Here is a 22,540-nt window from a genome sequence, read left to right as displayed (position 1 = left end):
CTTTTCAAGCATCCCGAAATGATGCCCTTGCAAAAAGCGGCTTGATTATCCCAGCACCTTTTTGAGCAACGCCAGATTGGCCTTGTAGGGGGGGTAGCGCAATTTGAGATCTAGCCAGAAGGGGCGACGTAAGACAGACTTTTGATGGGAAAAGGTTTCGAAACCAGCCAGGCCGTGATAACGCCCCATGCCACTGGCCCCGACTCCACCAAAGGGCAGCTCAGGAATGCCTACATGCATCACCACATCGTTGAAACACACTCCGCCTGAACTGGTTGTGTTGAGGAGCTGTTGTTGGTCGGCATGTGTTCCGCCAAAGAGATAGAGGGCCAGGGGCTTTGGTTGTTGTCGGACCTCAGCGAGAGCCTCATGAAGGCTTTGCACGCTGATGACAGGCAGCAGTGGGCCGAAGAGCTCTTCCTCCATCAGCGGATCGTCGCGCTTGTCTACGTCAATCAGAGTGGGAGCGATGCGTCTTTGATCGGGGTCAATTTGTCCGCCTGAGAGCACCTTGCCGCGCTGCTTTGCTTGATCAAGCAACTGTTGTAGTCGCTGGAAATGACGATCGTTGATGATCTTGGCGAGGTGGGGTGATCGCAGCGGATCGCCTCCATAGAGCTCAGTAATGGCTCCTTTCATCGCCTGCAATAGAGGCTGTTTGAGTTGTTCTTGGATAAGTAGATGGTCAGGGGCGATGCAGGTTTGACCAGCATTGAGACCCTTCCCCCATACCAATCGCCTAGCCGTGACCGAGAGATCGGCGCCATCAATCACGATGGCTGGGCTTTTCCCTCCTAGCTCCAGGGTCACTGGAGTGAGATGTTCGGCGGCAGCAGCCATGACCTTCTGGCCGATGGCGCCGCTGCCGGTAAAGAAGATGTGATCAAAGGGTTGCTTGATCAGTGCCGCTGCAATGGCCCCATCCCCTTCGATCACCTGTACGACCTCGCTGGAGAAATGTTGAGGGATCACATGGGCGATCAGTCGAGAGGTGGCAGGGGCATGCTCGGAAGGTTTGAGCACTGCTGTATTGCCTGCTGCCAGAGCACTAATCAGTGGTTGGAGGGTTAGAGAGAAGGGGTAATTCCAGGGGCCGATGATCAGAACACAACCCAGGGGGTCGAGGATTACCTCGGCTTGACCTGGCTGATGGGCTAAAGGCACTTGTACGTGCCTGGGTTGCATCCAGCGGCTGAGCTGCCGTTGAGCCAGTTTGAGCTCCCCACGCAGAGCGATCAGCTCAAACAATGCCTCGGTTGGTGGTTTGCCTAGATCCGTTGCCAGGGCATCAAGCACCTCGTCTTGGTGCTTTTCGATGAGGACCTCAATTTGCTTGAGTTGCTTTCTGCGCCAGGCTTCTGGTCTTGTGAGGCCCGAAATGACTGGCTTGCGCAGTTCACTCAGCAGAAAGTTCTCAGGAAGCAAGGTCTGACACCATTGTTACTCGTGTCTAGGTGTCTAGCAGTGGTGCCGGCGCTGTTGGCGGATGGGCACAAGCGTTGGCGATCAGTTGACCTGCGGGTTTGAAGACGGCGGCCCTGGAGCTACTGGTGCCCTGAGCGAGAGCCAGGCTTAGGAGCTGATCATCCATGGCTGTTCTCTTGTTCAAGTGCTAGCGGTGGAATCTTGGTATGCAATGGGGCATGCAGCAGATCGATGGGCTGACCAACACTCCCCGCTGGGTCGCCCAGGCGGTGGTGTATCAGATCTTCCCTGATCGTTTTCGTTGTAGTGGCCGTGTCTTAGCTCATCAGCATTTGGCTTTGCGCTGCTGGGGCAGTGACCCTTCTGAGCAGGGTTTTCAGGGGGGAGATCTCTACGGGGTGATCGAGGCTCTTGATCATCTCCAGGCGCTTGGCATCAGCTGCCTTTACTTGACACCCGTCTTTAGCTCTGCCGCTAATCATCGCTATCACGCTTATGACTACTTGCAGGTGGATCCGCTTCTCGGTGGCAATGCAGCGCTAGAGGCTTTGATTGAGGCGGTGCATCGCCGCGGGATGCGCATCATTTTGGATGGCGTGTTTAATCACTGTGGTCGCGGGTTCTGGGCTTTTCATCATCTTTTGGAAAATGGTGAGGCTTCGCCCTATCGCGATTGGTTTGAGGTGCGGCAATGGCCGCTTCATCCCTATCCACGGCGTGGGCAGGATTGTGGTTACAGCTGCTGGTGGAACGATCCAGCCTTGCCAAAGTTCAATCATGCCCATGCCCCTGTGCGTGAGTATTTGATTGCCGTAGCCCGCTATTGGCTCGAGCAGGGAATCGATGGTTGGCGACTTGACGTTGCTGATGAGGTGCCTGCTGAGTTTTGGCTGGAGTTTCGGCACATGGTTAAGGCAGTGAATCCAGACGCTTGGATCTTGGCTGAGATCTGGGGTGATGCGAGACCGTGGCTACAGGGGCAGCACTTTGATGGGGTGATGAATTATCGGATGGGTTGGAGCAGCCTTTGCTGGGTTGCTGGTAAGCGATTACGCCGTCGGTATCGCAATCCTGCCTATCCCCTTGACCCTCTGAGTGGGGAGGCTTTTGTTGAGCTATTGGCAACAACGCTGGGTTGGTATCGACCTGAGGTGAACCGCAGCCAGTTGAACTTGCTTGATAGTCACGATGTGCCTAGAGCTTTGCACACACTTCAGGGGGATCTTGCGGCGTTGAAGTTGGCCTTGCTGTTGCTGTTTTTGCAACCAGGGGCGCCTTGCATCTACTACGGCACAGAGGCGGGTTTGCAGGGTGGCCCTGAACCAGCTTGCCGAGAAGGGTTCCCGTGGCATACGCCTTGGCCTGCAGACCTGCGCGATTTCATTCAGTCGTTGAGTGATCTGCGCCAACGTTGCCCAGCGTTGAGTGATGGCGGTTTGCAATGGCAACCGATTGGAGCTGATGCACTTCATGCTTGGCTGATGCAGCCCGAGCCAGGCTCAACGCAAAAGGAGACGCCGATTCAGGTGTGGGTCAATCGCAGTCGCAGGTCATGGTTGCGGATGAAAGGCTCATCGACAGACCCACTTTGGCTGGAAGGAGCATTGGAATGCAATGGCCGGGGATTAGGCCCTCAATCAGCAGTGTTGTTTCACTGATCAAGATCACCTCTACGTTTAGCCCTCTTCAAATTGGTAGTTTTTGGAGAGGCGGAAGACAGTGCCTGAGAGCAGCACCAGTGCGATCAAGTTAGGAATCGCCATCAGACCATTAAGTGTGTCAGCTACGTCCCACACCACGCCGCGATTGCCTGCAACAGCACCAATGACAACCACAGCGACCCACACCAGGCGGAAGGGAAGAATGGCTTGCACCCCAAAGAGATATTCAGTGCAGCGTTCGCTGTAAAAGCCCCAGCCAAGGACTGTTGTTAGGGCAAACACCACGAGGCCAGCTGTCACGACCCAACCTGAGCCTGCAAGGCCACTGTTGAAGGCAGCGATTGATAGATCAGAGCCTGACTCACCACTCTGATAGGCGCCGGTGGTGATGATCACCAGAGCCGTCATTGTGCAGATGACCAAAGTATCGATGAAGGTTCCAAGCATGGCGATAGTGCCCTGACGGACGGGGTCATTGGTGTTGGCGGCAGCGTGAGCGATAGGCGCACTACCAAGACCAGCTTCATTGGAGAAGATGCCGCGCTTGAAGCCCATCAGGATCACTTGGGTCAACGTGCCGCTGGCAGCGGCTTCGCCTGTGAAGGCATTGGAGAAGATCGTTGAGAACGCTTCTGGCACTTCGCTGATGTTGCTGAGAATGATGACCAGGCAAGCAATCACATAAAACAACGACATCAAAGGAACGATGGCGGATGCAGCCTGGGCGATGCGTTTGATGCCGCCAATGATGACTCCAAAGACAAGCACTCCAAGCACGACACCCGTTAAAAGCCGAGGGATGCCGATCGTGGCTAAGGCACTGGAGACCTCAAACGATTGCACGCCATTGCCAATGCCAAAGCCCGCCAGCATTCCAAACAGGGCAAAGAATCCGCCCAGCCAGGCCCAGTTTGGACCTAGGCCATTGCGGATGTAGTACATCGGACCACCGACATGATTGCCGAGGGGGTCCACTTCGCGGAAGTGAACTGCAAGTAAGGCTTCGGCGTACTTGGTGGCAATACCAAAAATGGCAATTAGCCACATCCAGAACACCGCCCCAGGGCCGCCCATGGCGATCGCAACAGCGACACCGGCGATGTTGCCCGTGCCGATCGTGGCCGCCATCGAGGTCATCAGTGCCTGGAATGGACTGATTTCTCCCTCGCTAGAGGAGGTTGGATTGAGAAGCAGCATGCGCACGCCATAGGGGATGCGCAGTAAGGGCATAAAGCCCAGCCCAACCATCAGCAAGATGCCGGTGCCTGCAATCAGGATGACTGTGGGCCAACCCCAGGCAAAGCCGTTGATCGGATTATTGATGGCCTCGACGGCGTCTTCCAGTCCGCTTGGGAACTGTCCGAGTTGTAAGGATAAATTCGTCAAGATCGACGCTGGCAACACATCCATTTTTGCAAAGGCGTTCAAAGATGTTGTCAGATGCTCCTGCTGACGGCAATGTTCGTATCAGGCTGCCTTTGAGGTTGTTACATCAGCAGTAGAAAGCGTTGTTTGTTTAAAGGTTGGTCCTTTTAGTCTTGCTTTGGAGGGTGGTGGTGAGCACAGTATTTAGTTGTGGTCCATCCCAGGTTCTTTCTGTTTGTCGCTTCAGCTTTAAGATCGACTTACATCCTTTCTCATGCCTATTGAAGGACAGAGCAGTGTTTGACGGTTGATACACACTGTTCCCGCTATCGGTTGCGGCGATGTCGAAGGAGCTTGTGCCGGTAATGGAGTCATAACTGTCGCTGCTGTCTGAATCTTGCTCAAGACTTCTTGCAGCAGAGTTATTTTCAAAAGAGCGACTTGTCAGCAGGGCTGGAGCCAGCAAGGCTTAACTCTGTAGAGGTTGCTGCGATAGACGCTGCTGCTGAAGGTGTTGTTGTCGTTACAGGACTGTCTAGTGGCATTGCAGTAGACGTTGTTGCTACTTCAAGTCTTTCTAGATCGGCGTAGTGGTGTGATTGAATTTTCAAAGAAATGATCAATGCCTACTTGCTTGGTTGTGATATCTAAATGAATGTCGAGGTTTATAGAGGAGACGGAGATCGAGAATGGTCTGATCGCTAGAGACGTGAATGCGTCATGGCTGCGCATGAAATGTTGCTTGTAGCTGATGGATTCAATGTTTGGCAGATGTGACATCTTTCGCCAACTTTGCTCTTGAAAGTCAGTTAAGGCTTCGCTAGGTGCGTCCTCTGGTAGCTGTTGTGATCGGGGGCTCCTCTCGTCTTGTTTGCTTCTTCTATGACCGTCCGCTCAGACGAGTTTGAGCAATGGAACAATGAAAAAATGAAAAAAAATGCTTACATATTGATCGCGTTCTATAGGGTTGGCAGCGCCTTAAAAAGGCCTCCTAGCTTTCGTAAGCTGGCATTGACTTCCCCGGGCCAATGAAATGGAGACACTGAAAAGCGTTGTGCTTCCTGTTGTTACGGCAGCTGCTCTGTTAATAGCTGCTTTGTCTCTTGCTTTTATTGCGTTGAGTTTGGCTCCTGTCGCTCACTGGGCAAATAATCAAAACATCTGTGTTGAACAAGAAATCACGAAGTCGAAGGCTCCTATTTCCTGGGGCGTGAGGAAGTGCAATGGCCGCTCAAAGGTTTATCAAGTGCAGCCAACTTGATTTTGCGGGGGCCTGTGGAAAGGCCCCCTGAGCCACAACGGGTCTCCATCGTGCCCGTATCCCATTTGTGCAAGAAGAGATCTAGTGGCTTTCCCTAGCCATAGCCCAAGGCTTTTGGGATGTCATTGGGGTGAACCAGACAGTGCTTTTACTTGACTTGGCTGAGTATCAAGAGCCTTTTGAGCGAACTAGCAAGACTGGGCTCGCCTGTTGATTGCTGCCCTTGAGGTTGCATCGCAAGAGGTATTGGGTAGAAAGCAGATCAGCATGCAGTCCAGCAACCATGTCTTTGATCGAGCGTTGGGATGCGATGAGCGACGAAACAAAGACAATCGTCAAGAAATTCGGTGCGTTCTCTCTGCTTCTCTTTGTTGCTCTCTCGGTTCTTAGAGCCCTTGTGCCTTTGGCGATTATTGCCGCCGGTGGCTATTGGGCTTACAAGGAGTTGGCGAAGAGGGCTTGACGCACTCCCTGTCCCTGCAGTAATACATATTTACTACTGAGGGGCGTTATGGGTGGCAGTTCAGCATGTGAGCCAGAAGGTTGGTTGATTGATCCCAACAAGCACTGGTCCCTTCGCTTTCATCGCGATCAAAAGTCTTGGAGCAGCGATCTGTTTGTGTTTATGGATAAAGGGCGAGCAATGCCTGACGGCTCTCCTGCTTTGCTCAAAAGCAGGAGGCACTTGCCGAAGCGTGATGCCGTTGAAATCTGGAACAAGCTGAGGGCAGATGGATGGCACCGTGTTGAGCCGCAATGGGGGCTTGGCTTAGACCCTTGACACACCAACAACAAACCAGAACACCTCGACCTAAAAACCTGCTAACTGCTTGAAAGATCTTGACAACAGGAGATGGGTTTGATTTATCTCAATCGCCTCATCGGCATAACAAAAGAGTCTTTTAGGCCTCTTGACGGCCCTTGGATTTTCGTAGGTCCCGGGTTCAATGCCCTCGCCGGGATTTGAACCCGGGACCTCTCCCTTACCAAGGGAGTGCTCTACCACTGAGCTACAAGGGCATGTGGAAGGTGGGCCGGGTTGGATTTGAACCAACGTAGGCAGAGCCAGCGGATTTACAGTCCGCCCCCATTAACCACTCGGGCACCGACCCGAACCACACCTGCAGACATTACCAGCAGATCGCACCTTTGTGGCTGAATGTCTGGGAAGGTCTTGTGGGGATCGATACGATCCATTCACCCCCTTCATGCTTCAGGGCCATGCGACTGCTGCTGCTCAACGGCCCCAATCTCAACCTTCTCGGTCAACGAGAGCCTGGTTTTTATGGAGTCATGACGTTGAAAGCGATTGAGGCAGACCTGCTCGCTCAGGCGGAGGCAGAAGCGGTTCAGCTTGAGTGTTTCCAGAGCAATTTTGAAGGTGCTTTGGTGGATCGCATCCATCAAGCCATCGGCCAGGTGCAAGGAATCCTGATCAATGCGGGGGCCTATACCCATACCTCGATTGCGTTGCGGGATGCTCTGCTCGGAGCAGCGATTCCATACGTGGAGTTGCATCTCAGCAATACCCATGCCCGTGAGGGCTTCCGGCATCATTCCTATCTTGCAGATCGCGCTGTGGGTGTGGTGAGCGGTTTTGGTGCATTGAGCTATCGCCTTGCTTTGGAAGGGCTGCTGGCTCATTTGCGTCAGCCGCAGCAGGTTCTATGAGTGCTCTTGCTGCTGCTAAGACGTCAAACGCCACGATCAAATGGCTGGCGGCTCCCACCAGTGATGCTTGGTTGGAGCAGGCGATTGCTCATCCGCTCGAGCTGCTGATTGATCACGCTCATTGCGAGCGCAAGGCGGCCGGTGCCGTCGTGCAATTGATGTTTCGCTACTTGTGTGAGCCTGGGCTCGCAGAAGTTCTCAGCCCCTTGGCAAGAGAGGAGCTGGAGCATTTTGAGCGTGTGCTCACGTTGCTGAAGGCCAGAGGGCGGTATCTGGAGCCTCTGGCTGCACCCCCTTATGGCGCAGTGTTGGCCAAACAGATCCGTAGGGATGAACCGCAGCGCATGCTCGATAGTTTTCTGGTGGCAGGGCTGATCGAAGCCCGTAGCCATGAACGCATGTCGTTGCTTGCCACCCACCTAGCTGATCTGGAGTTGCGTCAGCTCTATGCAGATCTGCTGGCGAGTGAGGCGCGTCATTTTGGCCTCTATTGGAGGCTCTGTGAGCAGCGTTTTCAGCGTGAGCTGATCATTGCTCGTTTGCAGGAGTTGGCAGAGGTGGAGGCAGGGATCCTCGCTAATTTGCATCCTCAGCCACGCATGCATAGCTGAAGCCAACTTCAGCCTCATGGCAGCTTGGCGAATCTCTCGGCGATCGCATCCCCTGTGAAGTTTGCAATCCAGCCTTCTGGGTTATCGAAGAAGCGCACAGCACAAAACTGTGGCTTGCTGCCCATATCGAACCAATGGCGAGTTCCGGCAGGCACGTTGATGCAGTCGTTTTGTTCGCAGAGCACTTGCAGCACTTCCGCGCCGATGTGTAAGCAGAACAAGCCACACCCTTCTACAAAGAAGCGAACTTCGTCTTCGGCATGGGTGTGTTCGGCTAAGAATTTTTGGCGCAGCGCTTCACGATCGGGGTGGTCTGGCGTGATTCGGATTGCATCCACCGTGGGGTAACGGCCATCAGCCTGCACTCGGGCGATCTCGGCGGCGTAGGCCGCAAGGATGTCGGATTCGCTTGAGTTCTGATCGAGCTTGACTTTGGCTGGCCAACGCTGGAATTCAATGCCCCGTTTGGCCAGCTCGACTTTGATCACTGCAGGATCATCGCTCTCCAATAAGGGTTCCGCCGGGCTTGTGGCGTTGGTGCTGCCTTCGGGGTGGATGCTGAGGCGACTCATTCCCAGAGGTTGAAGGGGTCTTTGCAGCCATCTTGATCGTGGCGTCTTAGAACGACGGCTGAATGTTTCGTTCGGCTTTGTCGAGCCCTGCTGTTTCAACTACAGCTCTCACCTTGGTCGGGGTGGGCCCTGGTGATCCTGCCCTGTTGACCCTGGCTGCCATTGAGGCGATTGAAGCGGCCACTGTTGTGGCCTATCCCGTGGCACGGCAAGGGAGCAAAGGGATGGCGGCGAGCATTGCCTCGCGATGGATTCGTGCTGAGCAACGCCAACTGCCATTGCTTTTTCCGATGGTGGCTGCCGCTGAACCGCGCCAGCAGGCTTGGCGAGAGGCTAGTGATCAACTGGCAACTGCCGTTGCTGCAGGAGAGCGAGTGGTGGTGCTTTGTCAGGGTGATGTGTCTCTGTTTGCCACAAGCTCTTACATCTTGCTGGCTCTCAAGAAGCATCATCCTGATTGCCAGGTTCGGCTGATCCCAGGAGTCACGGCCGTTGCCGCCGCCGCTGCTGCAGGTAACTGGCCCTTGGCGATGCAGCAGGAACAACTTTTGCTGTTGCCGACCCCCGATCAATCCAGCGAGCTCGAGGTTCTACTAGAGGATGCGGCTGGTTCTGGGCGTGTTCTGGCGTTGCTCAAGTTGGCGCACCGCTGGGCCTGGGTGAGGCCCATGCTCGAAGAGCGGAATTTATTGCAATCAGCACTCTTTGCCCAGCATTTGGGCTGGCCCGATCAGCAGGTGTTGCAGGCCAGCGAGGTGCCCGCAACAGCTAAGCCCTATTTTTCGTTGTTGTTGGTGCGCCAAGGCTGGCCGGAGGTGATGCCCTGATGTCGAGTGCTCTCTCTTTAACCGCCATGCAGTGGTTTGGCTTGTTGCACCCCGTGCTGATCATTTTGTTTGTCTATCCCGTGGTGGGTGCCACGATTCGGCTTGGCACTTTGGCTCGCGAGCGGCGCTTGCAGATCAATCCGCTGCCTGCCTCGGTACCTGTTGAACATGCCGAGCATGGCCGCTGGGTTGCCGGAGGTGTGTTGGTGGCAGTGTTAATCGCCTTTTTTCATAGCTATTTGGCCGCTTGGTTCGAGGCGGCTCCTGGGGGCTTGGCTGGCGTTGGTCGACTCGTGGCCTTGGCCTTTGCAGAGTTGGGCACTGTGGTGATCTACCTCCGTCTCCTCAAGGTGAGGCGCCCTGCTGCGCGTGCGCTGTTGGGCCTCGCTTGCTGGTTGGCATTGCTGCTGCTGGGAGCACAACCGGAGATCAATCGCCTCACAGACAACCCTTTCGATGCAGACTTTTGGCGCTCCCACTACTGGAGCGGTGTGTTACTGAGCGGGTTGTTAATTGCCTCGGTGGCAGCCAAACCTGAGATTGCTCGTCATCTCTCGATGCGACGACTGCATGTTTACGCCAACGTGTTGGTTGCTGTATTGCTTGCAGTTCAGGCGATTACAGGCACACGTAATCTCTTAGCAGCTTGAGCAGGCCATTGATCGCAACTGGATGATGAGCCGTTGAGTTGATGACGGCGATTGATTAGTGATATTGGCTGGGTGATTGGATGTGGCTTGGTAGCGGCTTGATCGCAACTTGAGGCTGGATTAGGCGTTGGTCGCTTCTGGCCATGCCGTTATGAGTTCTGCGCTGGCTTGCTCTAACAGTGATATGGCATCCGTTGGCGTTGGTGCACGCATCAGGGCATGGCGCAGTTTTGATGCGCCGGGGAAGCCGCTACAAGTCCATCCCATGTGTTTACGGGCAATTAAGAGGCCATGTTCCCCCTTTGCTTGAACCAGCGCTTCAAGTTGTTCACGAGCAATGGTGAGTCGCTCTGCCGCTCCAGGCGTTGCAGGCACTGGTAGGCCGGATAGTGCTGCATCGATTTGGCCCACAAGCCATGGCGCTCCCAGCGAGCCTCTGCCCACCATCACGCCATCGGCTCCAGTGATCGCTAGGCAGCGCTTGGCATCTATGTCGCTCTTGACATCGCCATTGGCAATCACGGGGATTTGCAGTGCGCTTTTGACGGCAGCGATGGCGTGCCAATCAGCTGAGCCTTTGAAGCCTTGCTCTCGAGTTCGAGCATGCAATGTCAACATCTGGGCGCCGGCCTGCTCGAGTGATTGGCACCATTCAATTGGTTTTGCATCGCTGCCACACCAGCCCAGCCTTGTCTTCACGGTGACTGGGATTTTGACCGCTGCAGCAACAGTGCTCACGATTTTTGCCGCCAGTTGTGGGTCACGGATCAGACCAGAGCCACCGCCCTTGCGTGCAATCTTGCGCACAGGACAGCCCATGTTGATGTCGATCAGGAAGGCACCAGCAGCCTCTGCTCGTTGTGCAGCATCGGCCATTGCTTCTGGGCTGTGATCGAACAATTGCACGCCGATGGGCCCGGCTTCATTGGCGAGTTCGTCGATTTTCTGTTGGCCGTGGCCCAGCTCCAGGCTGGTGGCATTGACCATTTCCGTGAATAACAATGCATCTGGCGCCCAGCGCCGAACCAGGCTTCGGAAGATCTGATCACTCACGCCTGCAAGGGGCGATTGCAGTACTCTGCAGCGCAGTGCCCTTGTTGTTCCCCTGCCGGGCAGGCTGAGTTCAGGCACAATGTTGATGATCAGAGTGATCGGATCAATATCCTAGAGAGAATGGCCTCTCTTCATTCAAGGGAGCGTTCTCTAAAAATAAGAATTTTTGGTTTTCGTATCATTGATGGTGGGCTAAATGAGGTGTGAGAATGAGTCGGTTGGAGAAGCTTTCGCTTGTTATCGTGGGACAAAAATTGGATTGCAAGTATAACTTTGGCTTTCTGGAAAGTCATTTTTGCTTGTCAAAGACCATCATGTCTCCACATCCTTGATGGCATATCTATGCTATAATGATTACAAGAATATGTAGCCTTTGTGACATGTCTGAGCTGGTGATTAAGTCATTAAAGGATCTCGATGGTCTCCGTTCGGCTCCTGATCTTGATGCGACACAATCGAAGCATTTGCTTGATCAGCTTTGTGCCTCTATGGGCGACGCTGATTGGTTCACAGTGGGAATCATGGCCCCTTCCTCTAGCTTGGCAATTTTTGTTTTACGAGAGATGGAATCTCGTTTTAATTGGTCTGCCATGAATGTCGTTGATAAGCCTGCTGGCGAAGGGCCTGTCTTTCTTAAGGCGAATCAAAAGACCGGTGATATCCATGTACGCATCGAGCATGGCTTAGGTGAAGGTGTCTTGCTCAGTTGCCAACATGATAATGAAGAAAAAGAAGCAGACACCCTAGGCCCTTTCCCATTAGACTTTTTTAGAATTAAGGATTGAACTTGTTCTGAGATTGAATTAAATTCATTCGGTTTCATGATCAACAGAAGGGATGCACGATTAGCAAATTAGAGGAATTAGCCATTATAATTTGTCTAAACATTTTTTGTAATGCCTCTTCCCATTCTCTTCGATGTGCCCGTTTCGTATTTTTACTATCTATTGGCGGGTACGCTGCTGGGCTTTGTCTTGTTAATTGCTTTTATCTTCTTTAAAATCAATCAAACTCGTTCCTGAACTATGTATTTGTGATTACTGCCCTTTTCTCTTTGTTGCTGCTAAAAATTGATTTGGTATTCATCCGTTGATTTCTTTTCTATAGCCACTGCTGAAATATCCACGCTCATCATGTGAAAGCTCTGTGCCTGAGTATTCAAAGATGCCTTTTTCTAAATCTTCCATCGTGACCGTATAACCAGCAGCTTTGGCAAGCATCAATACATCCGTTCCTTCGGCTTTTAGCTTCTGCTCTAAAGATGGGCACGCACGCAGCATGGTCATGAATGCCTTGAGATGTGCTTCAGACATGCCGTCTGTAGGTAGTTAAGCTGCATCATCGTATCGACGAATTTAAATTGATCAAGTGCCAATCGTGGAGTATTTGGCTTTGCTGATGTTGACTGTGGCGAGCGATTGATTGGGTTAATGAGTTCTTATTGCTTGCCTAGCTCTTCCCGATTTTGCCCATGGCTTGCCTCTCAATCTCGATTACTCTTGACAGTCAACCTAAAATAAAATTTATGCTTGATTCTCTGAGCGCTTCTACCCTGCTTGTTGTTGGTGGGATGGCAACCTTGATGTTGCTTTATGGCGGTTTCATCCTGTTTAAGATACGCCAGCGCACTCCTTAGCAAGCATCTCTAGCTTTGATTTGAGGCAATAAGGATCTTGGCTGTTTGGTTTTGATGTTGAAAAGGCGATGATGTGATCATCGCCTTTTCAATCGCTGAATACGATCGCATCTGTGTAGCCGATGGAGTTGAGCTTTCCTTGACGCAAGTTGGTGATGATCTATTGCTCACAGCAGATGGCATTCACAACACCTTGCTGGATGTGGATAAGGGTGAGTTTCTCGCTGATGATGTGATTGACTACATCTGATTGAAGAAACCTTGGTCTGGTTCCACATACAATCATTGTGAGCGGTGAAATTGGCTTTGCTTCTTATTTAGGTCTTGAATTGCTCTGAAATTCCTTTGCAGTATCCGTCTCTGACTTGGCCTCTTAGCAGGGCTCTATTAATCCAGATTCTCGAAGATCGTCTGAGCGATCGGTTTGTTTCCGAATTGATCTGGGAGCGGCTTGGCTATCAACCCGGCGCTGATTCAACGTCTGCTTGGTCTGCCGGGCCCCAAACGCCGCAGCCCTGGCGTGATGCCTTCCCCACTGCCCCGCCTGTGATTGCGCAGCGGCCGGCAGCTGTACAGCTCACCCGCTCGATCGCAAAAGAACACAAACAGCTTTTAAAGCAGCAGCTTGATTTCGCTGGCTATCGCATTGATGAGCTCTACCCTCGTCGCACCCGTCGTGCGACGGCTGTTAATTGGTTGCTGGCCTGGTTGGCGCAACGGGGAGACGCTCTTCCCGCCGAAGCCCCCTTGCCGCAACGTCTTGACCCTCCCCTTGACCCCGTTAAAGGGCATCCTGGCGATCCGATTGTTGAGTGAACCCTGATTGCAGAGCTGCATCACCCCGTCTCGGTTTGATGCCTCTGTAGGGTCGAGAATGATTGCAAGGATTCAGCCAAGTGGCGCGTCCGATTGTCGCCATCATCGGTCGCCCCAACGTCGGCAAGTCCACGCTGGTGAATCGACTTTGTCGCAGTCGCGAGGCGATTGTTGATGACAAGCCTGGCGTCACCCGCGATCGCACCTATCAGGATGGTTTTTGGGGGGATCGTGAGTTCAAGGTGGTCGACACCGGTGGCTTGGTTTTTGATGACGACAGTGAGTTTTTGCCTGAGATTCGCGAACAGGCCAACTTGGCTCTGGCGGAAGCCTCTGTAGCACTGGTGATTGTTGATGGTCAGCAGGGTGTTACGGCTGCAGATGAGTCGATCGCTGAATGGTTACGCACGCAACCATGCCCCACGCTGGTGGCAGTAAATAAGTGCGAATCGCCAGACCAGGGTTTGGCGATGGCGGCCGAGTTTTGGCGTCTTGGCCTGGGAGAGCCTTTCCCGATTTCTGCAATCCATGGTGCTGGCACAGGTGATCTGCTCGATCGTGTGCTCTCTCTTCTGCCGCCAAAGCATGAGGAGGCAGAAGAGGATGAACCGATTCAGATGGCCATCATTGGCAGGCCCAATGTGGGTAAATCAAGCCTGCTCAATGCCATTTGTGGTGAGCCACGCGCGATTGTTAGCCCGATTCGTGGCACCACCCGCGACACCATCGATACACGTCTTGAACGTGAAGGCCATCATTGGAGACTGATCGATACAGCTGGCATACGCCGTCGGCGCAGTGTGAATTACGGCCCTGAGTTTTTTGGCATCAATCGGAGTTTTAAGGCGATTGAACGCAGCGATGTGTGTGTGTTGGTGATTGATGCCCTTGATGGGGTCACAGAGCAGGATCAGCGCTTGGCCGGCAGGATTGAAGATGATGGCCGCGCATGCGTGCTGGTGGTGAACAAATGGGATGCGGTTGAGAAAGATAGTCACACCATGCCGATGGTTGAAAAAGAGCTGCGCGCCAAGCTTTACTTTCTCGATTGGGCCACGATGTTGTTCACTTCTGCACTCACTGGGCAGCGGGTGGAAAGTATCTTTGCTTTGGCCGCCTTGGCAGTTGAGCAGCACCGTCGTCGGGTGAGCACCTCGGTGGTGAATGAGGTGTTGAAGGAAGCCTTGAGTTGGCGTAGTCCACCCACGTCCCGTGGGGGTCGCCAGGGACGCCTTTATTACGGCACTCAAGTGGCGAGCAGGCCGCCTAGTTTCACGTTGTTTGTCAATGACCCGAAGTTGTTTGGCGATACGTACCGCCGCTATGTGGAACGGCAGTTACGAGAAGGGCTTGGTTTTGATGGCACTCCCTTGAAGCTGTTTTGGCGCGGGAAACAGCAACGGGCTGCCGAACGCGAGCTGGCTCGTCAGCAGAACCGTTTGGGATAGGTCATGGACTGGTTGCGTCAGCTTCCGATCGGGCAGTACGTGGCTGGCAACTCCGGTTGGTTGCGTCGTCTCGATCCCCGTTTGAAGCTGGCCTGGGTGTTGATGTTCCTGCTCACTCCAGTACTGGCTGGCTCGTTGTGGCGTATTGGTTTGGTTGTTGCGCTTCTCTTGATCACCTTGGCCAGTGGTCTGCCGGTGCGGATCTGGTGGCGATCGTTGCTGCTGTTGCTGTTTCTGGGCGCTCTTGTGGGCTTGTTCGCCATGATGTTGCCGACGGGGGAAAACGCAGCCACCCTTGCTGTGCGATCGCCGCAGGAACTGCCGGGGGCGAGTGTGACCAGTCTGTCTTGGGAGTTGCTGCGGCTTGGTCCCCTGCGCCTTGGTCCTTTGGCATTGGGGCCCTTTGTGGTTAGTCATCGTTCTGCTGAGTTGGGATTAAACACCTCCACTCTCATCTTCACTGTGGTGCATAGCGTCAACTTGATGTTGCTCACCACCCAGCCGGAAGATTTGGTTTGGGCTCTGAGCTGGTGCCTGGCACCGCTGGCCTTGATTGGTGTACCTGTCGATCGGCTTAGCTTTCAGTTATTGCTTGCCTTGCGCTTTCTACCCCTGGTGCAAGAGGAGTTGCAGAACCTCTTACGGTCTCTCGCTAGCCGAGCCGTGAACTTGCGGCAGTTGGGTTTCAAGGCCTCCTTTGCTTTGATTCTCTCAGTGGGAGAACGCCTCTTAGCCAACATTCTCTTGCGAGCTGAGCAAGGAGCAGAAGCTTTGCTTGCTCGTGGAGGTCTTTGGTTGCCGCCCGATCAGTTCCGCCCTCAGGTGTTATTGACTGGAGCGTCCCTTTGGCTCAACATCGCTTCGGCAATGTTGCTGCTATTTGTGCTTGGCTTGCGTGGGAAGTACGGTGCTTTGTAGATGATGAACTGTTGCAGGTGAGCGCCGAGCGCTATCTCAATCACCCCACGTTCGGAATGCTCTATCTCGTGGCCCCTGCCGGCGATGGTCGAGACGTTTACGCCACGCTCTATGCCCAGAGGATGTTTTTTCTCGTCACCTTGCAACCTCGAGGGGCGCAGTTTGAGGTGATTCCCTATCAAGACGCGCGCCATTACGCCGAACTTCATCTGACCCATTGTCGGCGTGATCGCTCCCCTGAGTTCGAGAGTTGGCAGCAGTTGTTTGCTCAGACCTTTATCTGAGGTTGATGTGACGTTGTCTGCTCGTTGGCACGATCTGGTTGATCGGCTTGCTGATGGAGTTCATCTTTTGGCTGTGAGTAAGGGGCATTCCGCAACCTTGATCCGTCAACTTGCCGAGCTTGGTCAGCAGGATTTTGGAGAGAGTCGCTTGCAGGAGGCTTTGCCCAAGTTGGAGGCCTTGGCTGATCTCAAAGGTCTGCGTTGGCATTTCATTGGACGTCTACAGGCGAACAAGGTGCGGGGAGTAGTGAGATCCTTTGCCGTGATCCATTCCGTGGATTCTCTGGCTTTGGCAGAACGCATTTCAAGAATTGCTGCTGAAGAGCAGTGCTGCCCGCAGGTGATGTTGCAGGTCAAATTTCGGAATGATCCCTCTAAGGGTGGTTTTTCTCAAGAGCAGCTCAAGCAGGCCTGGCCCGATCTGATCCAGTTGTCTCATTTGCAGTTGATTGGTCTGATGACAATGGCTCCTATAGAGCTTTCACTCGAGCAACGCCAGGAGCTTTTTCGGCAGTGCCGTGAACTTGCAGATCAGCTTGGTTTGCCTGATTGCTCGATGGGAATGAGCGGTGATTGGCTTGAAGCTATGCATGCAGGGGCTACCTGGTTACGGCTGGGGTCAATTCTCTTTGGCGCGCGTTCAATGGCTAAGTCTTCTTCCGTAGATGACATTAATGCTGTCTAAACCCTTGCCCCGGCCTGCTTAGAGCGCTATTTAGGTATCAGGTTAAGCAGTCTTCCTCTAAGGGGAACTTGCCTTCAGTCGGTTTTAAGCCGATTTACGTTCACATCATCGCGAGAGGATCCCACCGGTGTCGCTTATTTCCCGTCTTCGTGCTGTCGTCGCTGGTGATGACTATCTCGACAGCGATTACGACGACCTCGATTACGACACCGATGACCATATGGATGCTGATCACAGAAGTGATCATGCCAGTGGCGGTGCTTTGGCGACGCCATCAGACTCCAGCCCTTTTGATCTCGGCGGGGGTTTCTCCGGTTCCAATGTGATTGGTATGCCAGGGGTTGGTTCGACTTCTGCTGAGGTGAACCTGATGGAACCAAGGAGTTTTGATGAAATGCCTCGTGCCATTCAGGCCCTGCGAGAACGCAAGACTGTGATCCTCAATCTCACGATGATGGAACCTGATCAGGCGCAGCGTGCGGTGGATTTTGTTGCTGGTGGCACCTTTGCCATTGATGGTCACCAAGAGCGGGTAGGAGAGAGCATTTTTCTCTTTGCTCCTAGTTGTGTCACGGTTTCCAATACCAGTTATGACGAGGCTTCTGCACCATCGATGGTGAGCCAGGAGCACGATTCAGTACGGTCATCGTCTCAACAAACTGGTGTGGCGCCTGTTCCGGCCTGGGAGGTCAGCAGCGCTGGTGGCCTCTAATCACTCCATGCCCTGCTCTTTGGGGGTAATCGGCCTGGGTCGAATGGCTCAGGCTCTTGTTTTGCCTCTGTTGAAGCAGGGAGAGCTTGCTCCGCAGCAGCTTGTTGCGGTTGTGGGCAGTGGCGCAAGTGTTGAACGTCTCGCAGATCAGCTGCCAATCGGTCTGCGTTTGAAAGCTGCAGATGATCCCACTGCGGCAGAGGCATGGATGGCGCCCATTCAATTACTAGCGGTGAAACCGCAGCAGCTTGATCAGATAGTGGCTTCAGCAGCTCGTCTTAAGCAAACTGCAGATAGGCCGCAGCTGTTGATTTCTGTGCTTGCTGGCGTGAGCTTGGCTCGTTTGCAGCAGGCTTTCCCCGCTCATGCCTGTGTGCGTGCCGTTCCAAATACCCCTGCCTTGGTAGGCGCTGGGCTCACTGGATTGTCTTGGGGAGAGGGAGTCACGCCAGAGCAACGCCTAGCTGTTGAGCGATTGTTTTTGCCGGTGAGCGAGGTGCTGGAATTGCCGGAGTCGCAGTTGGATGCTTTTTTGGCGTTGACGTCATCCGGCCCTGCCTATGTGGCACTGGTGGTTGAGGCGATGGCTGATGGTGCGGTAGCGGCAGGCCTGCCGAGGTCCTTGGCCCATCATCTTGCCCATCGCACCCTTGCTGGCACAGCAGCCTTGCTTAAGCAGCAGAAACTGCATCCTGCGGAGCTTAAGGACATGGTGACCTCTCCGGGTGGCACCACGATTGCCGCACTGCGCAAGCTTGAGCGGGCCGGGGTTCGTTCTGCTTTGATTGAGGCGGTTGTTGCAGCTGCTCAACGTAGCCGTGAACTGGCTTGAGTTAGGCCGCCGCCATCTTTGTCGCCCCTAATAAGCCGCGGTAGAGCGTTTCCAGGTCATCGATGTTGCGGGTGATGGTGTATCGCTCCAGCACGCGCATACGGGCGCGGCGACCCAGTTCGGCTGTGAGTACGGGCTGATCGCGGAGCACCGGCAGCAGGGTGCGTAATTGGCTGGTGACACCCTGTGTGCTTAAGACGATGCCCGCACCGCCATCCAACACTTCCCCATCAGCCCCGGCGTCAGTGGCCACGCAGGCTGTACCTGTTGCCATGGCCTCTAGCAGTGCCAGAGACAGACCTTCGACCAGGCTTGGTAGGAGGAAGACTTCAGCGCATTGCAGTAGGGCCACCTTGGTATTGAGATCTGACTCATAGCCCCACCAGAGCACGTCGTTTTCTTTCGTTGGGGTTGAGTTGTTTTGCAGGGTCGAACGCAGAGGGCCATCGCCAACGATGACCAGTCGGCAGCCCTTGGTCTCTACCAGCCGCCAAGCGCGCAGCAGTGCCTCCACATTTTTTTCTGCTGCGATGCGTCCCATGTAGAGGAAAATTCGTTCATTTCCCACACGTCCAAGCACCTCTTGCTGCATTGGGTTGCTGCATTGGGGACTTGTTGGTGCCCAACATTCAGGATCGACGCCATTGGGGATCACGGCGAGTCGTTGTTCCTGTACTCCAAGTTTGGTAAGAACCTCAGCTTGCAGCTCGGAGAAGACGATCACCTTGTCATAGCGAGCCAGGGCAGGGGCGTAGAGCTGATACGTGAGCTGTTGTGTGCCAGCCGTGAGGTGGCGCATGCCGCTATCAAATGGTGGGTGGAAGGTTGCCACCAATGGCACACCGATTTGCTCGCAGAGTTCTGGCAGCCGGAAGTCGAGGGGGGAAAGGGTGAGGCTGGCGTGAACGAGATCGGGTTGCAGCCTTTCTAATGATTCCCTGAGTTCTCGCTGCGCTCCTGGGAAGGGAATGGTGTAAACCTGCGATTTCACCAGGTATGGCAGGCTTACTTCTGGGTCATTGGCCAACAGTGCGCTCTCGCCGTTGCTAAGGCCGCCTGGATTGTCGAAGTGAATAAAACTGGTCTGATGGCCGCGTTGTCTGAGGGCCTCAGTCGTGTTGAGACCGTAGGTGACGTTGCCGCAGAACGGTGTTTTTTTGCCTAGCCAGGCAATGTGAGCCACCTGCTGCAATCCTCCTGCCGAATGTGAAAGCTAGCAGCGCTGCCAAGGGCGCTCTAATAAAGCTGCTACTAGGGCAAGTGCAGCAAGCAACCACAGCACTGGCACGAGCCCATAGCTGCTGACCAGAGCGCCAGCCAGCACAAGAGGCAGACTCAGGGTGATGTTGATGAGGTTGTTTTGTAGACCAAACACCTTGCCGCGCTGTGCTTCTGGCGTGTCTTCTTGAATGGTGGTCTGGGCTGGAATCGCTACAAGGGCTGCTCCCACGCCCAGCAAGCCGCATAGCAAAAGAGTTGGTCCCAGAGAACCAAGCACTCCCCCCAGCAGCACCAGGGTGCAGGCGATTGTGCCCAGGCCGGTTGCGCACAAGTTGCGGCGGTTGAAGCGGTGGCCGGTTTGGGCCATCACCACAGCCCCCAGGGCCATTCCAATTCCACTCATCGCCAAGATCATGCCGAAACCAGTTGGCCCCAAACCTTTGATCGAACCTGCCAAGGTGATCGCCAGCACGTACATGGCGGCTAGCAGGCTATAGATCACAACAAGGTGGAGCATGGCCCCTCGCACAGCAGCCTGTTGACGAAGCACCTGCAGACCATCGCCGATTTCCTTCCAGACACTTTCTCTAGAGCTGTCGCGGGGCTGCTCCTGCATCTGGATCGTGCTGAGGCTGATCGCTGCCATGCCGTAGCAGAACGGTAGGAGCAGGAATTCCCCTCCATTGAGTCCTAGGGAGAGGAAGGCTTGTTTGAGTAGACGCAGGATTGGATCACCAAGGGCAAAGCCCACAATCGTGGCGCCCATGCTGGTTGCTTGATACAGGGAATTGGCAGCCAGGAGATGTTCCTTTGGCACCAGTTGAGGGATGGTTGCTTGCTCGGCTGGCGCGAAGAATTGGGTGAGAACTGACTCCAGCAAGGTCATCACCAGCAGTGCCCAGTACCCCCAGCTGAGACCCATCCAATGGGGACCTGGCAAGAGACAAGCTGGGGCCAAGACCACCAGCAGAGCACGCAGTGCGTTGGAGGCCACCATCACGCGACGTTTCGGCCAGCGATCAGCCCAGACACCCGCCACGGTTCCCAGCAACATTGCTGGAATGGTGTTGGCTACATAAATGCCTGTGGCAAGCAGGGTGATCTTTTGGGCGCGGGTTTCGAAATCCATCCGGATCGCCGCCGCCACCTCTGCAAGCGCCTCATTGCTTTGCGGGGTACTGCTCACCCAGTACTGGGCAATCAGGTACACCATCAAAACGATGTAGAACTTGTCGGCCAGTTGGGAGAAGATCTGACCGATCCACAGCCGGCGAAAGCCATCCAGCTTGATCACCGCTGCCAATCCGCGGCGTCCTTCTGGATTCGAGCCGGTTGGGAGGGTCGGTTCGGGGCTGTTTAGAGTTGGACCGCTCAAGATGCTTGTGGTGCCGCGGTTATGATCGCCCATCGCCTGAGCTGATGATGGCCTCGCGCAACATCCCTAGAGCTCGCATGTGATGTTGCAGATGGGTGCGGATCCAGCATTCCACTACCGCGAGCAACCGCAGCCACACCTCTGGCGGACCCATTAACCCGCCATCGCGTCGCATGGGCAGGGCAGGGCGAAGCAGCCGCTGCAATAGGGCTAGCTCTGAGGGATTCAGTTGCAGTGCTGCGCCGGGTAGGGCGCCGATTGCAAAACCCTCTTCTGGCATCAAACTGCAGCGCCATTCCCATTGGCCCAGGGGTGGCTCCAGCGCTGTGCCGTTGCGACAGCATTCCTGTACTGGCAGGCCATAGCCGCCTAGAGCAAGCAAATGCACGCACGCTTGCACGCTGCAGGCCAGGGTTGTGTTTGGCTGCGCTGGCTGGGCTTGGCTGAGGGCCTCGAGTCGTTCGAGATGCATCAGCAGTGTGTTGAGCAGGCCAGGTAGAGGATCGTTGCCTGCCACCAACATCAGGCTGAGTTCTGCAAGGGCCTGGGCAGCAGCCAGTGTCTCTAGCTGCTTCCCCACACTGTTAAAGCTGCGCAATACCTTGAGTTGCCGCACCCTTGCTAGGCCTCGGCGTCCTGCGACTTGCAGCTCCAGCAAGCTGAGTGGCACTGCTGCTGCAAGGCTGCTGCGTGGTCGTCGCGCCCCAGGTACGGCCAGACGGGTCACTCCTTCTTGATCGCTGAGCAGAGTGAGAAGTCGATCATGTTCCCCGAGAGGTCCCACCTTCAAAGAGAGGCCGTTGAGGCGTCGTTCTCCACTCACGTTTGGCCACGGCGTAGTGCCTGCATGAGGGCTGGGCCTTGGCTGGTGCCAAGACGGGTTGCGCCTGCTTCCACCATGTCGAGGGCTTGATCGAGAGTGTGTAACCCCCCGGCAGCTTTGATTCCGCAACGACCACGAGCCAGGTTTGCCAGCAGACGAATATCAGCTGCCGTTACTGCTGGGCCGAAACCATTCCCACTCTGCAGCCCGCTGACGTCAGCATCGATGGCGGCGTCGACGGCCAAGCTCAGGCGATCCGCCGGCAGGAGGGCCATGTTGAGGATGACGTGGACAGGCAGCCCTAGTGCACAGATCTCGGCGAGTTCTTCGGCAAAGAGTTCTGCTCGGCCTTGGCTGAGGGCCCAGAAGTCTGGAACCACATCGAGCTCTTCAGCTCCATGCTCGGCGGCCCATTCCGCTTCGGCTTGTTTGAGGGTGCTTGGTATGGCGCCGAAGGGAAAAGCGATCACGGCAATCAGCCGCGTTGGACCTGGAGGACCAAGTCGTTCGCGCGCCGCCTGCAGGCGATTGAGGTTGGTGCATACACCTGCAAAGCCGAAGTGACGTGCTGCATCACAGCTCTGCTGCAGGACCTCTTGATCAAGGTGGGGATCGAGCAGTGCCTGATTGATCAGTGGTGCTAGATCCGGTAATTCACGTTGCTGAGAGGGTCCAGGCATCAAGATCGCTCATG

The 22,540-nt window shown here is 54.7% G+C and carries 29 protein-coding genes and 2 tRNA genes; 18 read left to right on the top strand and 13 right to left on the bottom strand.

Annotated features, from left to right (window positions below; all coding sequences use genetic code 11):
• Positions 1 to 45: 45 nt before the first annotated feature.
• The gene (locus tag SIB41_RS07950; protein WP_413358069.1) at positions 46 to 1,425 is read right to left on the bottom strand and encodes an aldehyde dehydrogenase family protein; all 1,380 of its coding nucleotides are present in this window, start codon (positions 1,423 to 1,425) and stop codon (positions 46 to 48) included.
• Between the two features lie 25 nt (positions 1,426 to 1,450).
• Positions 1,451 to 1,591, bottom strand: a complete 141-nt coding sequence (locus tag SIB41_RS07945; protein ID WP_413358067.1) for a hypothetical protein — start codon at positions 1,589 to 1,591, stop codon at positions 1,451 to 1,453.
• Positions 1,592 to 1,631: 40 nt separating this feature from the next.
• Here SIB41_RS07945 and SIB41_RS07940 point away from each other — a divergent pair, with 40 nt between their 5' ends.
• Entirely contained in the window at positions 1,632 to 3,083 is a 1,452-nt protein-coding gene (locus SIB41_RS07940; protein WP_413358065.1) for a glycoside hydrolase family 13 protein, read from the top strand.
• 18 nt (positions 3,084 to 3,101) lie between these two features.
• Here SIB41_RS07940 and SIB41_RS07935 read toward each other — a convergent pair whose 3' ends face one another.
• Positions 3,102 to 4,496: an alanine/glycine:cation symporter family protein gene (locus SIB41_RS07935; RefSeq protein WP_413358063.1), complete on the bottom strand. Its 1,395-nt coding sequence runs from the start codon at positions 4,494 to 4,496 to the stop codon at positions 3,102 to 3,104.
• Positions 4,497 to 4,892: 396 nt separating this feature from the next.
• On the opposite strand from SIB41_RS07935, the gene SIB41_RS07930 reads away from it, so the two are divergent.
• The 4 genes from SIB41_RS07930 (at position 4,893) to SIB41_RS07915 (ending at position 6,493) form a co-directional block, all read left to right on the top strand.
• Positions 4,893 to 5,042, top strand: a complete 150-nt coding sequence (locus tag SIB41_RS07930) for a hypothetical protein (protein WP_413358061.1) — start codon at positions 4,893 to 4,895, stop codon at positions 5,040 to 5,042.
• A 442-nt stretch (positions 5,043 to 5,484) separates the two neighbouring features.
• A complete protein-coding gene (locus tag SIB41_RS07925; RefSeq protein WP_413358059.1) occupies positions 5,485 to 5,712 on the top strand; it encodes a hypothetical protein in 228 nt (75 codons plus the stop codon).
• A 283-nt stretch (positions 5,713 to 5,995) separates the two neighbouring features.
• Positions 5,996 to 6,175: a hypothetical protein gene (locus SIB41_RS07920; protein WP_041374894.1), complete on the top strand. Its 180-nt coding sequence runs from the start codon at positions 5,996 to 5,998 to the stop codon at positions 6,173 to 6,175.
• 48 nt (positions 6,176 to 6,223) lie between these two features.
• Positions 6,224 to 6,493, top strand: coding sequence for a DUF1651 domain-containing protein (locus tag SIB41_RS07915; protein ID WP_011129573.1), 270 nt, complete (start codon positions 6,224 to 6,226; stop codon positions 6,491 to 6,493).
• 167 nt (positions 6,494 to 6,660) lie between these two features.
• Here SIB41_RS07915 and SIB41_RS07910 read toward each other — a convergent pair.
• The 3 genes from SIB41_RS07910 to SIB41_RS07900 form a co-directional block, all read right to left on the bottom strand.
• Positions 6,661 to 6,732: transfer RNA gene (locus SIB41_RS07910), tRNA-Thr, on the bottom strand.
• A 10-nt stretch (positions 6,733 to 6,742) separates the two neighbouring features.
• Positions 6,743 to 6,824 (bottom strand) — tRNA-Tyr (locus tag SIB41_RS07905).
• On the bottom strand, positions 6,787 to 6,909 hold the full coding sequence (locus tag SIB41_RS07900; protein ID WP_255327626.1) for a hypothetical protein: 123 nt from the start codon (positions 6,907 to 6,909) through the stop codon (positions 6,787 to 6,789). The genes SIB41_RS07905 and SIB41_RS07900 overlap by 38 nt, the downstream gene beginning before the upstream one ends.
• A gap of 24 nt (positions 6,910 to 6,933) precedes the next feature.
• On the opposite strand from SIB41_RS07900, the gene aroQ reads away from it, so the two are divergent.
• On the top strand, positions 6,934 to 7,383 hold the full coding sequence (gene aroQ, locus SIB41_RS07895; RefSeq protein ID WP_413358057.1) for a type II 3-dehydroquinate dehydratase: 450 nt from the start codon (positions 6,934 to 6,936) through the stop codon (positions 7,381 to 7,383).
• Positions 7,380 to 7,994: a tRNA-(ms[2]io[6]A)-hydroxylase gene (locus tag SIB41_RS07890; protein ID WP_063399728.1), complete on the top strand. Its 615-nt coding sequence runs from the start codon at positions 7,380 to 7,382 to the stop codon at positions 7,992 to 7,994. The genes aroQ and SIB41_RS07890 overlap by 4 nt, the downstream gene beginning before the upstream one ends.
• Before the next feature lie 14 nt (positions 7,995 to 8,008).
• On the opposite strand, the gene SIB41_RS07885 is transcribed toward SIB41_RS07890, so the two are convergent.
• The gene (locus SIB41_RS07885; RefSeq protein WP_413358055.1) at positions 8,009 to 8,566 is read right to left on the bottom strand and encodes a 1,2-dihydroxy-3-keto-5-methylthiopentene dioxygenase; all 558 of its coding nucleotides are present in this window, start codon (positions 8,564 to 8,566) and stop codon (positions 8,009 to 8,011) included.
• 62 nt (positions 8,567 to 8,628) lie between these two features.
• Here SIB41_RS07885 and cobI point away from each other — a divergent pair, with 62 nt between their 5' ends.
• Entirely contained in the window at positions 8,629 to 9,393 is a 765-nt protein-coding gene (cobI, locus tag SIB41_RS07880) for a precorrin-2 C(20)-methyltransferase (protein WP_413358053.1), read from the top strand.
• Positions 9,393 to 10,043, top strand: coding sequence for a DUF4079 domain-containing protein (locus SIB41_RS07875; RefSeq protein WP_413358051.1), 651 nt, complete (start codon positions 9,393 to 9,395; stop codon positions 10,041 to 10,043). The genes cobI and SIB41_RS07875 overlap by 1 nt, the downstream gene beginning before the upstream one ends.
• Positions 10,044 to 10,163: 120 nt before the next feature.
• Here SIB41_RS07875 and dusB read toward each other — a convergent pair whose 3' ends face one another.
• Positions 10,164 to 11,174 carry a tRNA dihydrouridine synthase DusB gene (dusB, locus tag SIB41_RS07870; protein ID WP_413358049.1) on the bottom strand — a complete coding sequence of 337 codons (1,011 nt, stop codon included), beginning with the start codon at positions 11,172 to 11,174 and terminating at the stop codon, positions 10,164 to 10,166.
• Between the two features lie 302 nt (positions 11,175 to 11,476).
• On the opposite strand from dusB, the gene SIB41_RS07865 reads away from it, so the two are divergent.
• Positions 11,477 to 11,881: a DUF1824 family protein gene (locus SIB41_RS07865; RefSeq protein ID WP_413358047.1), complete on the top strand. Its 405-nt coding sequence runs from the start codon at positions 11,477 to 11,479 to the stop codon at positions 11,879 to 11,881.
• A 297-nt stretch (positions 11,882 to 12,178) separates the two neighbouring features.
• On the opposite strand, the gene SIB41_RS07860 is transcribed toward SIB41_RS07865, so the two are convergent.
• Positions 12,179 to 12,409, bottom strand: coding sequence for a Nif11-like leader peptide family natural product precursor (locus SIB41_RS07860; protein ID WP_413358045.1), 231 nt, complete (start codon positions 12,407 to 12,409; stop codon positions 12,179 to 12,181).
• Positions 12,410 to 12,805: 396 nt separating this feature from the next.
• Between SIB41_RS07860 and SIB41_RS07855 the strand changes: the two genes are divergently transcribed.
• The 8 genes from SIB41_RS07855 (at position 12,806) to proC (ending at position 18,427) form a co-directional block, all read left to right on the top strand.
• The gene (locus SIB41_RS07855; RefSeq protein WP_413358043.1) at positions 12,806 to 12,982 is read left to right on the top strand and encodes a hypothetical protein; all 177 of its coding nucleotides are present in this window, start codon (positions 12,806 to 12,808) and stop codon (positions 12,980 to 12,982) included.
• Between the two features lie 74 nt (positions 12,983 to 13,056).
• Positions 13,057 to 13,548: a DUF1823 family protein gene (locus SIB41_RS07850; RefSeq protein ID WP_413358041.1), complete on the top strand. Its 492-nt coding sequence runs from the start codon at positions 13,057 to 13,059 to the stop codon at positions 13,546 to 13,548.
• A gap of 80 nt (positions 13,549 to 13,628) precedes the next feature.
• Positions 13,629 to 14,996: a ribosome biogenesis GTPase Der gene (der, locus tag SIB41_RS07845; protein WP_063419712.1), complete on the top strand. Its 1,368-nt coding sequence runs from the start codon at positions 13,629 to 13,631 to the stop codon at positions 14,994 to 14,996.
• 3 nt (positions 14,997 to 14,999) lie between these two features.
• Positions 15,000 to 15,914, top strand: coding sequence for an energy-coupling factor transporter transmembrane component T family protein (locus SIB41_RS07840; RefSeq protein ID WP_413358039.1), 915 nt, complete (start codon positions 15,000 to 15,002; stop codon positions 15,912 to 15,914).
• Positions 15,915 to 15,931: 17 nt separating this feature from the next.
• Positions 15,932 to 16,198, top strand: coding sequence for a PipX family protein (locus tag SIB41_RS07835; RefSeq protein WP_063419711.1), 267 nt, complete (start codon positions 15,932 to 15,934; stop codon positions 16,196 to 16,198).
• A gap of 7 nt (positions 16,199 to 16,205) precedes the next feature.
• The gene (locus tag SIB41_RS07830) at positions 16,206 to 16,883 is read left to right on the top strand and encodes a YggS family pyridoxal phosphate-dependent enzyme (RefSeq protein ID WP_413358037.1); all 678 of its coding nucleotides are present in this window, start codon (positions 16,206 to 16,208) and stop codon (positions 16,881 to 16,883) included.
• A 127-nt stretch (positions 16,884 to 17,010) separates the two neighbouring features.
• A complete protein-coding gene (locus SIB41_RS07825) occupies positions 17,011 to 17,595 on the top strand; it encodes a cell division protein SepF (RefSeq protein ID WP_413358035.1) in 585 nt (194 codons plus the stop codon).
• A 7-nt stretch (positions 17,596 to 17,602) separates the two neighbouring features.
• On the top strand, positions 17,603 to 18,427 hold the full coding sequence (gene proC, locus SIB41_RS07820) for a pyrroline-5-carboxylate reductase (RefSeq protein ID WP_413358033.1): 825 nt from the start codon (positions 17,603 to 17,605) through the stop codon (positions 18,425 to 18,427).
• Position 18,428: 1 nt separating this feature from the next.
• Here proC and SIB41_RS07815 read toward each other — a convergent pair whose 3' ends face one another.
• The 4 genes from SIB41_RS07815 to deoC are packed head-to-tail and all read right to left on the bottom strand — an operon-like array spanning position 18,429 to position 22,526.
• Positions 18,429 to 19,610, bottom strand: a complete 1,182-nt coding sequence (locus SIB41_RS07815) for a glycosyltransferase family 4 protein (protein WP_413358031.1) — start codon at positions 19,608 to 19,610, stop codon at positions 18,429 to 18,431.
• A 30-nt stretch (positions 19,611 to 19,640) separates the two neighbouring features.
• Complete coding sequence (locus tag SIB41_RS07810; protein WP_413358029.1) at positions 19,641 to 21,056, bottom strand: MFS transporter; 1,416 nt, start codon at positions 21,054 to 21,056, stop codon at positions 19,641 to 19,643.
• Complete coding sequence (recO, locus tag SIB41_RS07805; protein ID WP_413358027.1) at positions 21,043 to 21,846, bottom strand: DNA repair protein RecO; 804 nt, start codon at positions 21,844 to 21,846, stop codon at positions 21,043 to 21,045. The genes SIB41_RS07810 and recO overlap by 14 nt, the downstream gene beginning before the upstream one ends.
• On the bottom strand, positions 21,843 to 22,526 hold the full coding sequence (deoC, locus tag SIB41_RS07800; protein ID WP_413358025.1) for a deoxyribose-phosphate aldolase: 684 nt from the start codon (positions 22,524 to 22,526) through the stop codon (positions 21,843 to 21,845). Before deoC ends, recO begins: the two co-directional genes overlap by 4 nt.
• Between the last annotated feature and the right edge of the window lie 14 nt (positions 22,527 to 22,540).

Origin of the sequence: Prochlorococcus sp. MIT 1201 (genome assembly GCF_047303415.1) — a bacterium.
In the GTDB taxonomy this organism is placed as follows: Bacteria; Cyanobacteriota; Cyanobacteriia; order PCC-6307; family Cyanobiaceae; genus Prochlorococcus; species Prochlorococcus marinus_D.
The sequence above is the reverse complement of the archived record's forward strand: the minus strand, read 5'-3'. Positions and strand labels throughout refer to the sequence as shown.